This window comes from Pseudomonas sp. M5A4_2d (assembly GCF_053345295.1).
The window spans coordinates 28,578-47,215 of sequence record NZ_JBKEZW010000003.1 but is presented as its reverse complement, the minus strand read 5'-3'; the positions used below and the strand labels follow the sequence as shown (position 1 = coordinate 47,215).

19 protein-coding genes are annotated in these 18,638 nt (G+C 61.0%); 8 read left to right on the top strand and 11 right to left on the bottom strand.

Translation table 11 applies throughout. The features are described from left to right. Window positions 1-16 precede the first annotated feature (16 nt). The 3 genes from ACLBW8_RS10835 (at window position 17) to ACLBW8_RS10825 (ending at window position 3,331) form a co-directional block, all read left to right on the top strand. Window positions 17-619 carry a DUF4136 domain-containing protein gene (locus ACLBW8_RS10835; RefSeq protein ID WP_447805343.1) on the top strand — a complete coding sequence of 201 codons (603 nt, stop codon included), beginning with the start codon at window positions 17-19 and terminating at the stop codon, window positions 617-619. Between the two features lie 45 nt (window positions 620-664). After that, window positions 665-1,222, top strand: a complete 558-nt coding sequence (locus ACLBW8_RS10830; RefSeq protein WP_262666920.1) for a DUF4136 domain-containing protein — start codon at window positions 665-667, stop codon at window positions 1,220-1,222. Window positions 1,223-1,354: 132 nt separating this feature from the next. Continuing rightward, complete coding sequence (locus ACLBW8_RS10825; protein WP_447805342.1) at window positions 1,355-3,331, top strand: pilus assembly protein TadG-related protein; 1,977 nt, start codon at window positions 1,355-1,357, stop codon at window positions 3,329-3,331. Here the strand turns inward: ACLBW8_RS10825 and ACLBW8_RS10820 are convergent. Continuing rightward, a complete protein-coding gene (locus tag ACLBW8_RS10820; RefSeq protein WP_447805341.1) occupies window positions 3,328-6,060 on the bottom strand; it encodes a PAS domain-containing sensor histidine kinase in 2,733 nt (910 codons plus the stop codon). The genes ACLBW8_RS10825 and ACLBW8_RS10820 overlap by 4 nt on opposite strands. Further along, window positions 6,057-6,494, bottom strand: a complete 438-nt coding sequence (locus ACLBW8_RS10815) for a TadE/TadG family type IV pilus assembly protein (RefSeq protein WP_064450500.1) — start codon at window positions 6,492-6,494, stop codon at window positions 6,057-6,059. The genes ACLBW8_RS10820 and ACLBW8_RS10815 overlap by 4 nt, the downstream gene beginning before the upstream one ends. A gap of 71 nt (window positions 6,495-6,565) precedes the next feature. On the opposite strand from ACLBW8_RS10815, the gene ACLBW8_RS10810 reads away from it, so the two are divergent. Together ACLBW8_RS10810 and ACLBW8_RS10805 are read left to right on the top strand one after the other, a co-directional pair. Next, entirely contained in the window at window positions 6,566-7,039 is a 474-nt protein-coding gene (locus tag ACLBW8_RS10810; protein WP_447805340.1) for a prepilin peptidase, read from the top strand. A 126-nt stretch (window positions 7,040-7,165) separates the two neighbouring features. Next, the gene (locus ACLBW8_RS10805; RefSeq protein ID WP_447805339.1) at window positions 7,166-7,948 is read left to right on the top strand and encodes a response regulator transcription factor; all 783 of its coding nucleotides are present in this window, start codon (window positions 7,166-7,168) and stop codon (window positions 7,946-7,948) included. Window positions 7,949-8,090: 142 nt separating this feature from the next. On the opposite strand, the gene ACLBW8_RS10800 is transcribed toward ACLBW8_RS10805, so the two are convergent. Genes ACLBW8_RS10800 through cpaB form a run of 8 tightly spaced genes read right to left on the bottom strand, consistent with a single transcriptional unit; the run spans window position 8,091 to window position 15,512 of the window. Continuing rightward, on the bottom strand, window positions 8,091-8,360 hold the full coding sequence (locus tag ACLBW8_RS10800) for a DUF3613 domain-containing protein (RefSeq protein ID WP_064450503.1): 270 nt from the start codon (window positions 8,358-8,360) through the stop codon (window positions 8,091-8,093). Between the two features lie 2 nt (window positions 8,361-8,362). Continuing rightward, the gene (locus ACLBW8_RS10795; RefSeq protein WP_064450504.1) at window positions 8,363-9,085 is read right to left on the bottom strand and encodes a tetratricopeptide repeat protein; all 723 of its coding nucleotides are present in this window, start codon (window positions 9,083-9,085) and stop codon (window positions 8,363-8,365) included. 10 nt (window positions 9,086-9,095) lie between these two features. Further along, window positions 9,096-9,989 carry a type II secretion system F family protein gene (locus ACLBW8_RS10790; RefSeq protein WP_262666928.1) on the bottom strand — a complete coding sequence of 298 codons (894 nt, stop codon included), beginning with the start codon at window positions 9,987-9,989 and terminating at the stop codon, window positions 9,096-9,098. A 1-nt stretch (window position 9,990) separates the two neighbouring features. Further along, complete coding sequence (locus tag ACLBW8_RS10785) at window positions 9,991-10,872, bottom strand: type II secretion system F family protein (protein ID WP_064450506.1); 882 nt, start codon at window positions 10,870-10,872, stop codon at window positions 9,991-9,993. Between the two features lie 13 nt (window positions 10,873-10,885). Beyond that, the gene (locus tag ACLBW8_RS10780; RefSeq protein WP_447805338.1) at window positions 10,886-12,154 is read right to left on the bottom strand and encodes a CpaF family protein; all 1,269 of its coding nucleotides are present in this window, start codon (window positions 12,152-12,154) and stop codon (window positions 10,886-10,888) included. Beyond that, entirely contained in the window at window positions 12,151-13,344 is a 1,194-nt protein-coding gene (locus tag ACLBW8_RS10775) for a pilus assembly protein (protein ID WP_447805337.1), read from the bottom strand. Before ACLBW8_RS10775 ends, ACLBW8_RS10780 begins: the two co-directional genes overlap by 4 nt. Beyond that, the gene (locus ACLBW8_RS10770; RefSeq protein WP_064450509.1) at window positions 13,341-14,570 is read right to left on the bottom strand and encodes a type II and III secretion system protein family protein; all 1,230 of its coding nucleotides are present in this window, start codon (window positions 14,568-14,570) and stop codon (window positions 13,341-13,343) included. The genes ACLBW8_RS10775 and ACLBW8_RS10770 overlap by 4 nt, the downstream gene beginning before the upstream one ends. A 15-nt stretch (window positions 14,571-14,585) precedes the next feature. Then, entirely contained in the window at window positions 14,586-15,512 is a 927-nt protein-coding gene (gene cpaB, locus ACLBW8_RS10765) for a Flp pilus assembly protein CpaB (protein WP_064450510.1), read from the bottom strand. A gap of 330 nt (window positions 15,513-15,842) precedes the next feature. On the opposite strand from cpaB, the gene ACLBW8_RS10760 reads away from it, so the two are divergent. The 3 genes from ACLBW8_RS10760 to ACLBW8_RS10750 all read left to right on the top strand — a co-directional run bounded on the left by ACLBW8_RS10760 (window position 15,843) and on the right by ACLBW8_RS10750 (window position 16,764). Further along, complete coding sequence (locus tag ACLBW8_RS10760) at window positions 15,843-16,037, top strand: Flp family type IVb pilin (RefSeq protein ID WP_053254159.1); 195 nt, start codon at window positions 15,843-15,845, stop codon at window positions 16,035-16,037. A gap of 64 nt (window positions 16,038-16,101) precedes the next feature. Then, window positions 16,102-16,296, top strand: coding sequence for a Flp family type IVb pilin (locus ACLBW8_RS10755; protein WP_447805336.1), 195 nt, complete (start codon window positions 16,102-16,104; stop codon window positions 16,294-16,296). Window positions 16,297-16,356: 60 nt separating this feature from the next. Next, on the top strand, window positions 16,357-16,764 hold the full coding sequence (locus tag ACLBW8_RS10750) for a response regulator (RefSeq protein ID WP_053254161.1): 408 nt from the start codon (window positions 16,357-16,359) through the stop codon (window positions 16,762-16,764). Between the two features lie 34 nt (window positions 16,765-16,798). Here the strand turns inward: ACLBW8_RS10750 and ACLBW8_RS10745 are convergent, their stop codons facing one another. Next, entirely contained in the window at window positions 16,799-18,481 is a 1,683-nt protein-coding gene (locus ACLBW8_RS10745) for a ShlB/FhaC/HecB family hemolysin secretion/activation protein (protein ID WP_064450512.1), read from the bottom strand. Window positions 18,482-18,638 lie beyond the last annotated feature (157 nt).

The following is an 18,638-nucleotide window of genomic DNA, read 5'->3' as shown; positions in this document are numbered from 1 at the left end:
GTCTGCGGAGGTCGAAATGCGTCGTCTCTGTTTGATCCTGTTGTCCCTGGGTTTGGGAGCATGTTCCAGCCCGAATCCTTACGTGGCCGCCTCGGCCCCGATGCCGCCGGCTCCGGCACAGGCGGCCAACACCTTTGATGCCAGCGCCTACCCGGCGCCGGTGCGCGACTATGGCGCCTACCGCAGTTGGGCCTGGTTTAACGGCCAACTGCCGGCGGGTTCGGCGTGGGCCGACTCGGCGCAAATTGCCGAGGCGGTCAGCGGCGCCCTTGACCAGCGCGGCTTGCGCCCCTTGCATGACAACCGTGCGCCCGACCTGCTGGTAAGCGCCGATGTGCGCCTGGAAAAGCGCCTGCGCCAGGTCCAGGACGACTATGGCTATGGTTACGGTGGCTATAACCGCTATGGCAACGGTTACGGCATGTACAACTCGGTGCCGGTGGTGCGCACCTATGAAGTGACGGTGGCGGTGGCGCGTCTCAGCCTGTTCGATGCCCGCACCCGCCAGCCGGTCTGGAGCACCAGTGCCGAAACGACCAGCCAGGGCAGCTTGAGCGAACGCGCGGATGCACTGCGCGAGGCAATGCAGAAGGCAATGACTGCCTACCCACCCAGTTAGCAGCTATTCTCATCTCAGGCCTATGCCGTTTTTTGGAGAACAACCATGCTTCGTCGCTTCGCTGCACTTGCTGTTGTTGTACTGCTGGGGGGCTGCCAGACCAGTCAGGTCAACAACGACTATGACGCCAGCCGCGACTTCGGCGCCTATCGCAACTGGGCCTGGAAAGACCCGGCCCTGCAATATCGACCGGATGACCCGCGCATCAAGAGTGACCTCACTGAGCAACGCATCCGCCAGGCTGTGGGCGAACAACTCGACCAACGCGGCCTGCGTCCCGCTGCGGCAGGCACCAAGGCCGACCTGAAGGTGCAGGTTTACCTGATCGTCGAAGACCGCCAGCAACAAGTCACCACCAATTACGGTGGAGCATGGGGCGGCCCGTGGAACGGTTACTGGGGCGCGCCGATGTACAACGAAACGCGCAACATCACCTACAAGGTCGCAACCCTGCAGGTCGACCTGTTGGACGGCAAGGATGGCAAGCTGGTGTGGCGTGGCAGCGACGAGCAGATGATGAGCAGCACGCCGAACCCGCAGGACCGCAGCAATGCCATCCGCACCACGGTGACCAAGATCCTTTCCAATTACCCACCGCACTGAACCCCTTCATCTGAGCTGTGTGGGAGCAAGGCACCTCCCACATTTGCCCGTCATCCTCCCCAGCCCTTGTCTACACTCATTGACACCCCAGGAGAGTAAGCGCTCGGCAACTCGCCGGCACAGGAGTGCTCGATGTCTCCCCGATTGGCTTACAAGCAGCGCGGTGCCATTGGCTTGATGGCGGTCGGCGTGTTGGCGTTGGTATTGGTCTGTACCTTGCTGGTGGTCGACAGCGGCCGTTTGTACCTGGAAAAGCGCAAGCTGCAGGGCGTGGCGGATACGGCGGCGCTGGAGGCCGTGAGTCGCGGCGGGACCTGTGTGGCCGGCCTGAGCGCAGCGGCTTACGCGGCGCAGAGTGTGGCTCGGAACAATTTTGTGGTGGGTAACGGCAATACCCTGGCGACCCTTTGCGGCACGGTAACGACCGCCGCGTCGGGGCTGCGCACCTTCAGTGCAAACCCTGCGGTGTCATCGGCGATTCAAGTGGTGGTCAGCAAAACCGTCACCACCAGCGTGGCCGGCGGGATCTGGACACTCTTTTCCGGCGGCCCGGTCAGCGTCAACACTGTATTGACGGCGACGGCAGTCGCGGCGATGCCTGCGCCATCGTTGGCCCAGCTCACCATCAACAGCACCCTGGCCAGCGTCAACACGGCCAGCGCGAGCCTGTTGAACCCGCTGTTCAGCGGCTTGCTCGGCGGCAACGTCAACCTGACCCTCGCTGGCTGGAATGGCTTGCTCAACACCAACATCAATCTGCTCAGTTACCTCAACCAGTTGGCGGTCAACCTGAACGTGGCCGCCGGTAACTACACCCAATTGCTCAACACCACGGTCACCGCGTCGCAGTTGATCCAGGCCGCAATCACTGTGCTGACCGCCAACGGTGCGACGGCGGACGTGTTGACCGCGCTGGGCAATCTGCAAGTCGCCGCGATCAATCAGGCGCCATTAACCCTTGGGCAAATCCTGCAATTGCAAACCGGCACCACCGCTGCGGCGCTGAATGCCAACCTGCAAGTGTTTCAACTGATTCAGGGCGTGGTGCAACTGTCCAACAGCCAGAGCGCGGTGGCGGCGACCTTGCCCGTGAGCCTGCTGGGGCTGGCCAATATCACCACCCAAGTCAAAGTGATAGAGCCGCCGCAATTGTCGGCCATTGGCAACCCGGCACTTGCCGCCGCCAACCCGCTGGGGCCGAACGCGATTTATGTGCGTACCGCTCAGGTGCGTACGGAGGTGACGGTCAGCTTGCCGGTGTTGAGCAGTTTGTCGGGGCTGACCACGGCGGTGAATAACCTGGTGGGTCCGCTGACGCCGGTGGTCAATGGCCTGCTGAGCTTGAACCTGGTGACCACCATCAACTCGGCGTTGTGTTTGCTGGGGGCCGGGTGCCAACAGTTGGATTTGCTGCCGTTGCCGGGCAACCTGCCGCTCAATATCGTCCTGGATGCCGGGGGCGCCAGCAGTTACGTCACCGCGTACAGCTGCCCAACCGGCAACGCGGGTACCAAGAGTCTGACGGCCACGACCACAACCTCTGTGGCGTCGCTGAATGTGGGTAGTATCACGAATGCGTTTTCCACCACACAGCCGATGACGGTGGCGCCCTTGGCGCTGATCGATATTGGCACCAAGACCTGCCATATGATTGCCTTTATCGGCAGTTGCGGCACCCGGGTGCCGTTTGCTGGCGGTGGGATCGGGATCAAGGTGCAAAGCCCTATCGTTGGGAGCAACCAAACCCAGGTGTTTTCCAGCACCACGCCCTTTGCCACGCCACCCAACGTAGGCCTCACGCCTACCTATTTGGCCGCCACGCCAGCCACCAATGTGGTGAGCAGCCTTTCAACCACCCTCAGTGGCGTGGGCATCACGGCCTATCAGCCGGTGGGCAATAATCCGCTGGGCAGCCTGATAGCGAATACGGTCTCGCTGTTAAGCGGTGTCAGCGCCATCGTCACGCCGGTCGTGGATAACCTGCTGGCCCCGCTGCTCAACCCGATTCTGAACAACTTGCTGAACAGCCTGGGCATCAGCCTGGCGAATGTGAACGTCGGCGCCAACCTGACCTGTGGCCAGACCGGCGAAGCCTACCTGGTGATTTAAGCGTCGGTGGCCCTGGGCAGTTCAATACAAAAGCGCGCGCCGTGTTCACCGTTGCTGACGCTCAGCCGCCCGCCCATGTTTTCCACGATGCCGTAGCTCACCGACAAGCCCAACCCGGTGCCCACGCCAATCGGTTTGGTGGTGAAAAACGGCTCGAAGATTCGCTCCAGTAACCGTGGGTCGATGCCGCCGCCGTTGTCTTCGACCCAGATGCGCACGTGGCGGCTGTCGTGTTCGGTGTGCACGGCGATCCAGGGACGCAGCTCGGGGGTTTTCTCGCGTTGGCTCAATAGCGCGTCGCGGGCGTTGACCATCAAGTTGATCAACACTTGCTCAAGTTGGTCGATGTAGCCTTTGACCTGCACCGGAACCTCCGCCTGGGTCAGGCGCACGTCCACGCCTTTGCCGCGTAGGCCTTCGCTGAGCAACGACAGCGTGCCCTCCAGCGCCTGCGCCGGGTCGAAGGGTTGCTGCTCGACCTCCGAGCGGCGGCCGAACACGCGCATATGGTCCACCACACGGGCCGCACGCTGCACCTGTGCGTCAATGCGCTGCAGTTTTTCGGTCAGGTAATCGACCTGAGCGTCGCCATTGCTCAGGCGCTTTAGCACATTGACGATGGCCATGCGCATCACGTTCAGCGGCTGGTTGATCTCATGGGCCAGGCCTGTGGCCATTTCGCCGAGGGTGGCCATTTTCGCGCTTTGCGTCAGTTGTTGCTGGGAGCGGCGCACTTCGGTGTTGTCGCGGCCCACGGCCTGCACCTCCACCAAAGCGCCATGCTCATCAAATACCCCGCGGTCCGACCACACCCACCAGGCATGTTCGCGCCCCGGTAATTGCAAGCTGATTTCTGCGGTGCTGACAGGAAATTCCGGCGTCAGTTGCCCGATGCGGTGCACAAATGCCCCGCGCTGTTCGGCCGACAGCCAGTCCCCCAGGTTCACTCCGTGCAACTGCGCGGGCAGGCATTCCAGATAGTTGGCCAGTGGCGTGTTGCCAAAGGTCAGGGTCAGGTCCGGGCGGTAGCGGCAAATCATCGCCGGGGAGTCTTCCACGAGAATTCGGTAGCGCTCCTCGCTGTCCTTGACCTGTTGCGCCGCCAGGGTCGCCTCGGTGACATCGAGCCACAGGCCGACCGCTTCCACCGGCACGCCAAGGTCGTCGCGCAGCAACTTGGCTTCATCGAGCAGCCAGTGGTAGTCGCCCTGCTTATTCTGCACACGATAACGACTGCGCACGCTGCCTTCACGCAGCAGTTGGCGGGTGCGCTGGAAGTACAGGTCGCGGTCGTCGGGGTGCACCCATTGCACCAGGCTGTCGTGGTTGCATTCGGCGAGCGTGCGGCCGAGCAAGGGGAGCAGGCTGTCACTGAAAAACACCGGCTGCAGGGCCCCGTTCACATAGCGCTGCACATAGATCACTGCCGGTGAGCTGGCGATCAGGTTGTCCAGTCGGGCGTGGGCGGCGTCGGCCTGCAATTGCTGGTTCTTGATGTCGCTGATATCGAGCATAAAACCGACCCAACGACGCCGCTCGCCGGCGCCCAACACTTGGCCCTGCACGCGATACCAGGTCGGCGGCCGGTCGGTGTCGCTGCGGTTGAGGCGTGCGCTGGCGAGCAAGGGCTTACCGAGGGTTTGCAGGTCCCGCAGGCGACTGTGCAGCTCCTGGCGGTCGGCGGGGTGGATGAGGGTCAGCCACGCGTCCAGGGGTTGCCGGGTCGGACCTTCTTCCGGGTCGAGGTTGCGCATCAATTGGGGGGCAAGCTGGATTTCGCCGCTCACGGGCAACAACTCAAACCAGCCAGTGCCCAGCAAGCCCTGCAGGGCTTCCAGGCGTTCCAGTTGTTGATGGTGACGGTGTTCGCGCAGGCGGCTGAGCAACGGCGCGGCCAGGGCGGCGGCGAGGTTCAGCCAGTCTCGGTCGCCGGTGTGCGGTTGACCGCTGTAGGCGCCGCACAGCAGCCATGCGGCGATGCCTTGGCCGTCGCGATAGGGCACAAGAAAACCATCGGCATTGCCAAACACGCTGTGCAAACGCGGGTGCTCACCACGCCCATAAGGTGCTTGCAGGCTCAGCGGCGTCGTACCGTTGAGACTGTCCAGGCAGGTGCCGAGACGCTGGCCGGTGTGCCAGAACAGCGGTGCATCATGGTTGGCGTACTGGCTGTAGATCATCCAGCCCTGATCTTCCTGATCGAGCAACGCGAGGGCGACACAGGGGATGCGCCAGCGTTGCGCGATATTACATAGCTGTTCGTTGAACACCTCGGGCAAGCGGCTGAGGCTGCACACGCGCAATTGCTCACTCACCAGGCTGATCAGTTGCTGGTTCTGTTCGCGCTGCTCGGCCCGGTCTCGGCCGCCGAGCAAATCGCCGATATCCACGGCATGCAACAGCCAGCCGTGCTCGTGGGCTTCTATCATCGCCCGGGTATGCAGGATGTGCCCGGCCGGGCTCTGGAAATCCAGGTCCAGGCTGTGGCGTTGCCAATCGGCCGGAACACCTTCCACCGCCAGGGCACTGTGGGCGCACAGCAGGTCGTGCAAGCGTGGCGAGTTTACGTGCTGCCCTAACTGTGGGCGCAGCGTGCCGCTGATCTCCAGCACATGGCCTTGAGCATCCAACTGCATGTGCAGCCCGGCAGCAGGAGGCGCCGGCGTGTCGATAGCCAGCGCGCCACCGCGGCCGAGCAGGCGCCCGAAGAGTTTGTCGCCCGAACTCAAAACTGCAGGCTCGACTGGGCCTGCAATGTCACCGGCAATTGCGGCACGGTGCCAATGCCGGGCAGGACAATAAAGGGCATTACCGCCTGGAGATTGGCCGAGGGGTAGTTGATCTGCACCGACAGCAGGCCGTTGTTGAAGGTGGTGTTGATTTGGTTGATGTTGAAGTTGAACGCTGGCGGAATCCAATACAAACGCGTGGTGATAGCGTTTTTGGCGGTGCTCTGCACTGCGGCCTGGTAGCCCGGCATCGTCGGGTCCAGGGCCACGCTCAGCCGCACGGCTTCGGCGGTTGCCTGGTTGAACGACTGCAATAACAGCAGCGGCAGGCTATAGCTGACCATGCCGTAGAACACGGCGAAAAAAATCACGAACACGGCCACGAATTCAATCGCTGCCGTGCCTTTTTGCTTTCTTGGGAGGCTTGTTTTCATCACCGCGTCTACCCTGACGGCTACTACTTGATATCAGCATAGAATCAATCAGCAAAAAGGGATGTTTTTTAGTGATCCAGGGTGCGGTGGTGCTGTTGTGGTTGGCGCTGTGTGCGGTGCAGGACGTCCGGCAACGATTGCTTGCCAATCGCCTGACGCTGGGCGCTGCTCTGTTGGCGTTGATTTATCTGGTGTGGACGGGCAACACCTGGCTCGGAGCATCCGTCGGGCAGGGGCTGTGGGCCTTTATCCTGGCACTGCTGTTGACCTTGCCCGGTTACGCCCTTGGCCGTCTGGGGGCGGGGGACGTCAAGCTGCTTGCGGCCCTGGCGCTAGCATCGAATGCCGAGTATTTGCTGGTGGCATTTGTAGGGGCTGCGGCCGTCAATTTGCTCTGGCTGTTACTGGCGCCAACGCTTTGGCCGCTTATGCGTCAAGGGTTTAAAACTCATTTGGTTCACCTGGCACCGGACTCGTCAAAAAAGCTGCCGTTCGCGCCGTTTTTACTGGTGGGTTTTGCTGCAGCCTGGTTTTGGATCCATTAGTCGTCAGAGGGTATTAACGCTATGTACATAGTCAGAAAGTACGTCTACGTTTAATACGTAGGTGTAAGGAATATTTCGTGGTGAAGGATTAGTCAAACTATTGGCTTGCTAGGCATGGAGTAGCGCGTGAACAAGCTTACCTCTGCAGTAAAAGTGCTCGTGGTCGATGATCAGCCGCTGATCGTGGAAGAGCTCTGTGAGTTTCTTGAAAGCAGCGGTTTCCGCTGCGTCCCCTGTGGGTCCAGCCAACAGGCCCTGAAACGCTTCAGCGAAGATGACGAGATCGGCCTGGTGCTGTGCGACCTGCATATGCCGGACATGGACGGCATTGAGTTGGTCCAGGCCCTGCAAAAGGCTGCCGGCAAGCAACGCGCTTTTGAGGCGATCATGTTGACCGGCCGCGCCGACAAGCAAGATGTGATCAAGGCCCTGCGCGCCGGGATCGCGGACTACTACCAGAAACCGATCGATCTGCACGAGCTGCTCGAGGGCTTGCAGCGCCAGGAAGCCGCGCTGGAAGAACGCAAAAAGGAGCTGCAACTGGGGCACCTGAACCAGAAGCTGCAATTTCTTTCCGAGTCCATCAACGATCTGTACCAGGACCTCGATAAAGTACGCCGCAGCCCGCAGGCGCTCGAGGGCGAAGACGTGTCGGCCGAGGAGGTCGGCTCGGTGGAAACTCCGGCGATCTTCAACCAGTTGTCGCCGCGTCAGTTGGACGTCGCGCGGCTGGTGGGCAAGGGGCAGACCAACTATCAAATCGCCTGCGAGCTGGGCATCACCGAGAACACGGTGAAGCTGTATGTGTCTCAGGTTTTGCGCCTGACCCACATGCATAACCGCACGCAGTTGGCGTTGGCGCTATCGCCGAACAATTCGTCAATGCGCCAGCGTGTCACTGCCCACTGACCTGTCCTTTCACACTCGGCCAAAATGTGGGAGCGGGCTTGCTCGCGAAAGCGGTGAATCGGCTGAGGATGTCTCGGCTGATACCACGCATTCGCGAGCAAACCCGCTCCCACATTTGGCACTACGCGGGTGCCGGATTGGCTCAATTACTGCCTTGGGTCTGCCCACCGACTTTCTGTTCGAAATACTCCGGAATCGGATGTTTGTAGCTCTCCAGTAAACGCTGGGCGGCTTGTTCGCGTTCCACGGCCGTGGCCTTCTGTGGCGTCGTTGATGCGACACGTCCACTGGACTGCAACGTCAGCCAGTTCTCGGTGGCCGCCTGCTGCGGCGAGGAGGGGCCGGGTTCTATGGCCATGACGCTCAGGGGCATTACCAGCACTGCCAGGCTGGTGAGATAAGGCACTTTCATCATTAATTCCTCGGGTTGCTGGCTGCATCGACGACCGTGGCGATCTGGTCCTTGGCCTTGGCGATGGGGGCGCTTGAGCCCTTGAGTTTTTCGGCCCTGGCCTGGGCGTCGGTGACTTGTTCGGGGCTCAGGCCCATTTGCGTGACCAGTTGTGCGGCCTGCGTCCAGTTGTCCTGATAGATCAGCAGGGTCACCAGGTTAATCGCCGCCAGCGTGTCGCTCTGCTTGAGCTCCATGGCGGTCATGAATTCGAATCGCGCATCCTCAAGACGCAGTTGGTTGAGGTACACCACGCCCAGGTCATTGCGGATCTTTTCGTCAGTCGGGGCCAGTCGCGCCGCACGTTGCAAGTGCGACATGGCTTGCCCGTTGTCACCCTTGGCCGAGGCCAGTTGCCCCAAACCGTGTTCGCCTTCCGCGGCCATGCAGGTGCCGAGCAGGCTGCGATAAAGTGGCTCTGCCTCGCTGCGTCCCAGCAACCGATAGGCCTTGGCCTGGCGCAGGCGCACCTGGGGCAGATTGGCCGGCAAGCTCTGCAGGTTGGCCAGGCTGGCGTGCAGCTTGCCGTCGTTGGCCATTTCATCGGCCAGGTTCAGCGACAGTTCCTGGTCGGCGCCGGGTTTGGGGCAGGTGCCGGTTGCTGTCAGGGCTGCCCACGGGGTCTGGCCATTGGTGGCGCAACCGCCGAGCAATAACAGGCTCATTCCGGCTATCAAGGCTTTCATCGGGCGCTCCTCATAAGTTACTCAAGGCCCGAGAGATGCCGATGAACGCCGGCCCCCCGAGCACGATCAGCAGGGCGGGAAACAAAAACACCATCATCACGACCGACATTTTCGCGGACATCTTCGACACGAATTCCTGGATGCGCGTCAGACGTCGGTCGTCGAGCAATTGCTTGAGCGCCAGCAACGATTTCATCGCGCCGCCGCCCTGCTGAACCAGTTGCTGGAGGATGGTGCAGGTGTCGGTGAATTCATCCACGGCCAGCATCCTGGCGGTTTTACCCAACTCTTCGCTGAGTTCCAGGCCGGAATCGACGCGGGTCAGGATCAGGCGCAGTTCAGAGGTCAGCGCCGGCAGCAGGCGCTGCGCTTCAATGCTCAGCACGCGTAGCGCTTGTTCGACCGCCATGCCGGACTCGAACAGAATGCGCAGCAGCGGAATGAAAGTGGATACCTCGCGCGCAATGCGTTGCTGCCGCGCCTTGGCGGCCCTGGCCAGAATGCGCTTGGGCAGCAGATAGCCGATGCCCAGGCCAATCAAGGGCGCCAGCCACGGCGAAGCAGTGTGGGGAAACAGCAGTTGCTGGCCCACCAGCACAACGCCCAACAGCAGTAACGGGGTGCCCACTTGTATGGCCGCAAACATGGAGCGCTGGGAGGCCTGGCGCCAGCCGACCCGGTTGAGCAGGGTTTGGGTTTCGTTGTCCAGGCTGACCGAGCGTTGCGCGATGGGGCTGTTGCCCAATTGACGCATCAGCGTGCCAAACCGGTGCTCACGGCCCATCTGGCCCTGTAAACGCTGGGCGACCAGGTGTTGGCTGCGCCGATGTTTTATCAAGTTGGCCAGCACCAGGGCCAGGGCGGCCAGGAACAGTACGGCGCTGATCAGCAGCGAAATAGCCATCTCATACGCTCCGCAACATGCGCCACAAGGTGAAGCAGCCCAACAGCTGCATGATCAGCGCCACGAACAACAGCATGCGCCCGGTGCCGTCGTTCCACATGGTCATCAGGTAGGCGGGGTTCACCGCCAGGAAGTAGCCGATCATCGAGATCGGCAGGGCGGTGAGCACATAGGCGGTCACCCGGGTTTCGCCGGTCAGGGCGCGTAGCTGGCGAGCGGCCTGCTCGCGCTCGCGGATCATCTTGATCAGGTTTTCCAACAGTTCACTGGCGTTGCCGCCATAGCGGTGGTTGACCTTCAAGCCCAACGCGAACAGCCGAAACTCATCACGCTCGTAGAACTCGGCAAAGTCGTGGGCGGACTCCGGCAGGCTGACACCCAGCTGCACGTTGCGCCGGATACGGCCCATGGCCTCTTGCAGCGGGTCCTCAGTGATCTCGATACCGCCCAGCACCGCATCAGCCAAGGTACGCCCGGCCTTGAGGCTGCGCACGGTATGGTCGAGCAATTGCGGCAGCTGTTCGATCATGCGCTTGATGCGTCGTTGGTAGCGCCAGGCGATGTACAGGCGCAACAACAACAGCGGCAATACCAGCATCACCAGCAGGCCGACCCAGCCGGCCACCAATCCCCCCAGCACCACGCCCAGCCCCCACATCGTCAGCCACAGGCCCAAGCTGTCGGTGGGTTTGCCCAGGCCCGCCCGCAGGAACATTTTTTCCACGCCACTCCACTGGCCGGCTTCTTCGGTCAGCTGCGGTTGGCCCTCGGCGAGCCGTCCCAGCACGCGCTCGGTCTGGGCGCGGCGCAGGCCGTTTTGAAAGGATCGAATCGACAGGCCGATCAGGATCAGGCAGATGAGAAGCAGGATGGCCCCGGTCATGGTTGTGCCTCCTTCAAGGCAGTATCGGTTCGCGACGCAGTTTTTCGCCGGCAGGGTTGACCGCCTCGCGCAGAAAACCGAAGCCGGTGCGCCGGTCATGCCGGAACAGGGTGTTGGTCACGTAGACGTCTTCGCGGATGCCCACCACCTCGACCACTTCACTGACGCAACGACGCCCGTCCGGCAGGCGGGTCAATTGGATCACGACATCCAGGGCCGCGCAGATCATTTGCCGCAGGGTTTTCTCCGCCACCACGCGGCCGGTCAACCCCACCAGGGTTTCCAGGCGCAGCAGCGCATCGCCGGCGTTGTTGGCATGCACGGTGCTCATGGAACCGTCGTGGCCGGTGTTCATGGCGGTCAGTACATCGAGCACTTCCACCCCACGGATCTCGCCGAGAATAATGCGGTCGGGGCGCATCCGCAGGGCGTTGCGGATCAGGTCGCTGGCCTTGACCTCGCCGTGGCCCTCGGCGTTCGGTGGGCGGGTTTCCAGGCGCACGACGTGCGGGTGGCCCAGTTGCAACTCGGCCACGTCCTCGATGGTGACCAGGCGTTCATGGGGGTTGATCAATTGGCTGAGGATATTCAGCAGTGTGGTTTTACCGGTGCCGGTGCCGCCGCTGATCAGGATGTTGCAGCGCTTGCCGACTGCTTCCTGGAGGAAGTCGAAGATGTTCTGGTCGATGGTCTGCATCGCGACCAGGTCGCTGCTCTTGAGCATGTCCTTGCGAAATTTACGAATCGACAGGCAGGGCCCATCGAGGGCGATCGGCGGGATGATCGCGTTGACCCGGCTGCCATCGGGCAGGCGGGCGTCGACCATCGGCGATGACTCATCCAGGCGCCGGCCCAGCGGTGCGAGGATGCGTTGCATTACCCGCTCAACGTGGTGCGAATCGATAAAGCGCAGGTCGCTCAGGTGCAGCAAACCGTCACGTTCGATAAACACGCGGTGTGGGCCATTGACCAGGATTTCTGTCACGTACGGGTCGCGCAGCAGCACTTCCAGCGGACCGAAACCGGTCAACTCGTCGACGATTTCTTCGGCCAGGCGCTCCATCTCATAACGGGAAATCGCCAGGTGCATGCGGTTGATGTATTCAGCGACTTTGTCGATGACAAACTGCGCCAACAGCTGGCGTGAGCCCTCCAGCAGGTTTTTTCCCGACTCTTCGATGGCATCGATGATGTAACGATGCAGCACCAGCTTCAGCCCGTCGTGGTCGGTGTTGCCAGCGATCCCGCGAGCCGGTGTGCCAAAGAGTTTTTCGCCGTTCATTTGCCTGTTCTCAGTAAGCGTTCAAGCCAGGTGTTGGACGGTTTCTTCATGCCTTCCGAACGTTTTGCCAGCCGCTCACCGAGGGTTTTCAGCGCGAGGGTCAGGCTTTCTCGAGGGGCCAGCGTGAACAGGGTTTGCCCCTGGTTCTTGGCGTTCAGGCGCACCTCCGGGCTCAACGGCAACACGGCGATCACTTCCAGCCCGAAGCTTTTGCCCAAGGCCTCGGAGTCGGGCGCGCAGCCTTTGATATAGCGGTCTACCAATAGCTTGGCGTGCTCCAGTTTCATACCTTTTTCGCGCCACTGCTTCAGCACGCCTAGGTTGCGACGGCAGTCGAGTACGCTCTGGTCGGTGCACCACAACAGCTTGTCGCAGTGGCTGACAAACGTGCGCAGCGCTTCGCTGTCCGGCTGGCCGGCGAGGTTCACCACAATGTGCTGGAAGTGCTGGCGCAAGGCACTGAGCAGCATGTAGAGCTCGGCGGCACTGGTCAGCTCCAGGGGCTCGTCGTTGGGGGCATAGGCAAGGATGCGCAGACCGTCTTCGGCTGAGGTAAACGCGCTGTTGATCAGGGTGGTGTCCAACCGCCTGAGGTGGCGCAGGGCATCGCCGAAATTGAATGAGCTTTCCAGCCCCAGCAGCGCCAGGCTGTCGCCGCGGGGCAGGCCAAGGTCCAGCAGCAGGGTTTGCTGGCCGCTCTTTTGCACGACCAACGCCAAATGGCTGGCCAGCAGGGCGCCGTCGGCATTGCTTTGGGTGCCGTACATCACGGTAAGGCCGCCCAGTTGGGTATTGGTGGTGACCGGTGGCAGGCGCTTGCTCAGGCGGCGCACCAGCCCGGCGACTTCGCTGGAGCGTGAACCGTAGGCGACAAAATCCCGGGCGCCGGCGCGCATTGCGTTGAGCACCAACTGGTTGTCCATGCCGTCACCGAGGGCGACGATGGCCAGCATCGGCTTGGCTTCCAGTGCACCTTCGATCAGCGCGCTTTGGGCGACCACGTGCTCACGGTCGAGACCGATAAACACCAGGTTGGCGAAGGTTACATCCACCAGCGCCAGCAACTCGTCCAGGCTGCCGCTACCGGCACTGACCACTTGGCCAAGCGGCGCCAGCGCGCCCTGCAGCCATTCCAGGTCGGTGGTATTGCGCGTGATTGCCAGAAACGTCTGGCTCAGGCTATCGCTCATTGGGACAAACCATTGAGTCGGTCGAAATTACCGTTTTCCAGAAAGTACAGGCGGTACCAGTTCGGGTCGTAGTTGCGCAGCTTCTCGCCCGGCAAGGATGGCAACTGGGCATTGGCTGCCAATGGCTGCACCAGGTGTGGCGTGACAATCATCAGCAGTTCTTTGTCCTGGCGGTTAACCGAGGAGTCGCGAAAGAACGCACCCAGGATCGGGATGTCACCGAGGCCGGGAAATTTGCTGATATTGGTGGTGTTGTTGCTGCTGATCAGGCCGCTGATCACGAAGCTTTCGCCGTCTGCCAGCGACACGCTGGTGTCGGTGCGGCGGATGGTCAGGGCCGGTACCGAGATGTTCTGGATGACCACCGCGTTGGTGTAGTCCAGTTCGCTGACTTCCGGTGCCACTTTGAGGGAGATCCGGTTGTGGTCGATCACCGTCGGGGTCAGGGTCAGGCGAATCCCGAACTCCTTGTACTCGATCGAGATGCTGTTGCTGCCGCTGCTGGGCACCGGAATCGGCACTTCGCCACCCGCGAGGAACGTTGCGCTCTGGCCACTCATGGCCACCAGGCTCGGACGCGCCAGGGTGTAGGCAAAACCGCTGCTTTCCAGGGCGTTGATCATGGCCGACACACGCCCGCCACCGAAGCCGATATTAAAGGTATCGCCGTTGACCGGGAGGTTGCCGCGAAACGCCGTACTCACCGGGTTGGCCACGTTGCTGGGGCTGCCGAACAGGAAGTTGCCGCCGCGCCCGAAGATCGACGTACTGGCTTCCTTGAGCTTGGTGCGGCTGACCTCGACAAAACGAATGTCGGTCTGCACCTGGCTGGGCAGCAGTGGGTCATCGGAAGGCGACAGTGCGAGGCTGGTGAGGGCTGATGTGGCCTTGCCCTTGACGAACACCATGCTCTGGCGCGGCGTGTTCGAGCAGGCTGTCCAGACCATCAGGCTGGTGGTGCCGGAGGCCACACCGGTGAGCAGGAAACCGCGATCCCCGTTGAGGTGGACATCGGCAATTTTCGGGTCGCCTATCGCCAGGCGCGTGATCGCGACCGGTGATTGCAGCTCCTGTTGCAGGCCCTCGCCAACCGAGAGTGCTGCGGGCAGTTGGCCCAAACTGCCACAGTTGCCTGGGGCGGCCACGGCCACTCCTACAGACAAGTTCGACAGCATCAGGGCACAGGCGATTTTCAGCGTGAACACCGGTGCGAAACGTCGGCTCATGCACAGCATCCTTGTTCAGTCGGGTGTTTGTTGGGTTGCTTGATTGCCGCGTATCACTTCGACACCGGTGCGGCGTGGGCTGCCCTGGGCTAGTTTTTTCGGGGCTTGGGCGAAGGCCAGTTGAGTGAATTGGTAGAGGTCGCGGTTGGCGCTTTGCAGGTTGCCCGGCGCATCGCTTTCGCCGGCCCAGTAGTGGCTCAGCAAGCGTTCATCGGCGCTGCGCACGGCCAGGCGCAAGGTGCCGGCCTGGGTCGCCAGCATCAGTCGGCTCAGCAATTGCTCGGGCACCGCCAGCACCACGGTGCGAGAGGGCGCGTGGCGTTGGGCTTTTTCTTCTGCGGTGAGCGCCGGTGGTGTGGCAGGGGCACCGTCGTTGGTCAGGCCCATTTGATCGCCGACGCTGAGCAGGCGCATGGCCGGGACCACCACTTGTGCCGACTGTTCTAGGTTGGCAGCGTCCTGGCGCAGGTACAGCAGCACATCCACGTAGTCGCCGGGACTCAGTTGGCCAGCGGCACCAATCACTTCATCGACGGCGACGGCCAGGGCGCGTTCGTCCGGGCGGATCATGCGGGCCAGCGGGCCGCCGGGGGTGAAACTGTCATCGTTCAGCCAGGTGCCGGCGCGCAGGGCTCGCCAGGGTGTACGGCCTATGGCCTGGTCAACACTGGTCAAGCTGCCGGCCGGTACCGTGCGCAGTTTCTCCACGGTTAAATCGGTGGCATTCAGCGCAACAAACGGCGGCACATCGTGGGCCAGTACCACCACCGGTTGGCGGGTTTGATCTTCCACCACGGCAACCGCTTTTTCGACAGGTGCGGCCTGTGGCGGCGGGGGTGGGGCAGGGGCAGGTTGACGACTGAGCACCAGCCCCCAATAACCGGCAAACAGCGCACCGACCAAAAGCACACCGGCCAGTATCATGCTGAAACGCGTGTTCATGACGGCTCTCCCTTTCCTGTTGCACCAAAAACCGCCTATCCAAACAGGCTAAATCCGCCACCTGGCTGCTGTGAACGGTAACTAACTATTTAGCTATTTGAAGGTAGTTCAGCTAGGACAAAATGCCATTACTGACAGAAACATTTCTTTGCGGCGCAGGAAGCGGCCTTTGAAATCGAGGGTTTAAGGGGGCAGCAAAGCAACCACTACTTTGTGATTAATCCCTTCTTACAGTTGTGAGGGTGAGGTTTGTTGACAATGCTCAGATGGCACATAGCAATTACTGTGCAGCACCGAGGCAGGGCGTCTGGTCGCCCAAGGAGCATTCCGATGATTCTTGATCTGTTGATTAAACTTCATGTTCAACTTCAGTTACTTTTTCATCGCAAGGATGGCGCGACGGCGATTGAATACCTCATTCTCGTGGCGATTGTAGCATTGGTAATACTGGCAGCCGGGACGACGCTGGGGCCGAAGATCACTACATTCTTCGGGAAAATCCAGACGGCCATTACGACAACGTAATCATAACTGCGAGTAGCGTGAGCAAAACCTTGATATGGCGTCATGTCGCCAGAGGAGAAGTAAGATGGTCTTTAATCTGTTGATGAGACTGTATGTTCAACTCCAGGTGTTTTTTCAGCGCAAGGACGGCGCAACGGCGATTGAATACCTTATTCTCGTTGCAATTGTAGCGCTGGTGGTACTGGCGGCCGGGACTACGCTGGGACCTCAGATTACGATCTTCTTTGGTAAAATTCAGACCGCCATTACTACTACATGAGTTTTAGACGGCCTCCTGTTGAGTACACGCGTTGTTGAATGGAAACATCAGGTAGTGCCTATGAATGCCGCAGCTATACCTTGCCGCCAACAGATCCTGTTGGTGGACGACGAAGAAGATGCCCTCGTTGAATTGGCGGAGTCGCTGGAGAACGAGGGCTTCGTTTGTTTTACGGCAACCTCCGTCACCTTTGCCTTGCAGGAATTGACCCTGCACCCCGATATCGCGCTGGTCATTACCGACCTGCGGATGCCCGAGGAAAGTGGTATCTCGCTGATCAAGCGTTTGCGCGAACACACGGCTCGTCAACACCTGCCGGTGATTGTGATGTCGGGCCATGCCGAAATGGATGACGTCAGCGATATGCTGCGCCTGCAAGTGCTGGATCTGTTTCGCAAGCCTATTTACCTGAAGCGCTTGTTCGATACCCTCGACAGCCTTTTCCCCCTGAGAAAGTCCTCCCTGTGAGAGGGCTTTAAAGCCCTCTGCACAGTCTCCTCATTCAGAGTTGATAGCTGAAGCTCAGCGTATAACGCGGCCGCCGATTGAAGCTGTCCAGCGCGATGTCCGACATCGGTTTGGCCGCTTCCAGCGCAATGTTGTAGTACTTGTTATCGCCAAAGCGCACGCCCACGGCAGCCGATGACAGGTCATTGCTTTTGGCCGGCAGCTCGTTGAACCAGGTCTTGGCACGGTCGAGCACCACATAGGGTTGCACGACCTTCAGCCAATCGCCGGCGCGGTTGAAACTGTAGTTGACCTCATACGCCGCGCCCCAGCCCTTGTCGCCCGACGCTTGATCATCGGGGTATCCACGGCCGAAGTTCTGCCCGCCGAATGTGGCGCGCTCGCTGTCGGGCAAGGTGCTGTCGCTCCAGTAGAACGCCCCCGACAGCACGCCTTGCCAGTTATCGAAGAACTTGTCGCTCTGCACGCCGGAGAGGCGCAGGCGGAAGAAGTCCAGGTCCGGTTTGGTCACCGCCAGGTCACTGCGCGTGGTGGCGCCCAGGCCGTTGATGCCTTGGTAAAGCCCGGCGCTGAGGATACGCAGTTGCCGCGTGTCGGACTTGCGCCAGTCGCCCTCGAAAGCCAGGGCGCGCAGGTTGGTTTCGATGTCGAAACGCTGCGGGTAGCCCACCAGTTGATAGCGCGTGGTTTGGTCCACCGCGTACAGGCGTGTAGCCACGGTCAGTGATTCATTCGGTGAGGCGATCAGCGGATGGCTGAGGCCGATGGTGTAGCGATCAATCGACTGATGCGGTTTGAGTTCGAAGCCACCGTCCAGTTGGATGTTGCTTTTGGGGTCGGCGCGATAGCGCTCGGCGCCCACCACCACTTGGCTGCCCTCGGCATTGATGAACTGGCTGTAGCCCACGCGGTAGTAATGCTCTTTGTCGTCACCCGGTGGGAACAAACCACTGACGTAGAGTTGCTCGCCCATCGACGTCTGGGAGTTGCTGGTGGCGGTGAGCAACGCTTGCGTGCCGTTACGGTTGTCGTCGACCAGGCTCATGCTGGTGGTGAAGGGTTTGCGCGTGGCTTCGATCTTCATGTGCGCGGCCCCATCGGTGGTGCCCGGCGGCGGCACTTGCGCTTGCAGGGTTACACCGGGGATACGCCCCATCAGGGTGGTATAGCGCTCGAACGTCTTGCGCGTGAGAGGGCGTTCGGCCATGAGCTTGTTGGCCAGTTTGTCGATGTAGGCCGACACCGCGCCGATGTCACCGCTTTGCTGGTAATCCTTGATGTACCCCTCCACCAATACCACGCGCACCAGGCCATTTTCGAAGGTCTGTTGCGGCAAGAACGCGTAGGACAACAGGTAGCCGTCCTGTTGATAGCGACGCGTGATGCTGCGGGTGGCTTCGATCAATTGCGCGAGGTTGGTTTCATGGCCGAGCAACGCAGCGTAAGCCTTGGCCGTTTCGGTCAGTGGGTAGATCGTACCGCCCTCGATCTGCAGCTTGCGGATGGTGACTTTGGTGTCCATCTGCAACGGCTGGTTCTGGGTGGCGGGCGCTTGCGGCACCTGGGTTTGTGGCGTGACGGGTCGATAGGCGTCGGCAGGTAGGTTAGGCACCGGCAGATTGCGAATGGTGTCGTTGCTGTTGAGGAAGCTGGGAAGGGTCTCGGCCTGAACGTAAGCACTGAGGGTAAGTAATAACAACGGAGTCAACACGCGCATAGGACACTCCATGGTCAGACTGCAGCAGCGTCTCGGGCCCGCCGGGTTCTGGGACGCGGTTCGGGAGGGCATGGCATCAAGCCCATAAAAAAGACGAGAGACTTATAGGGTCTCTCGTCTCAACCAAGCGTAGGCGCTGTAGGGGAGGCCGTCTAAT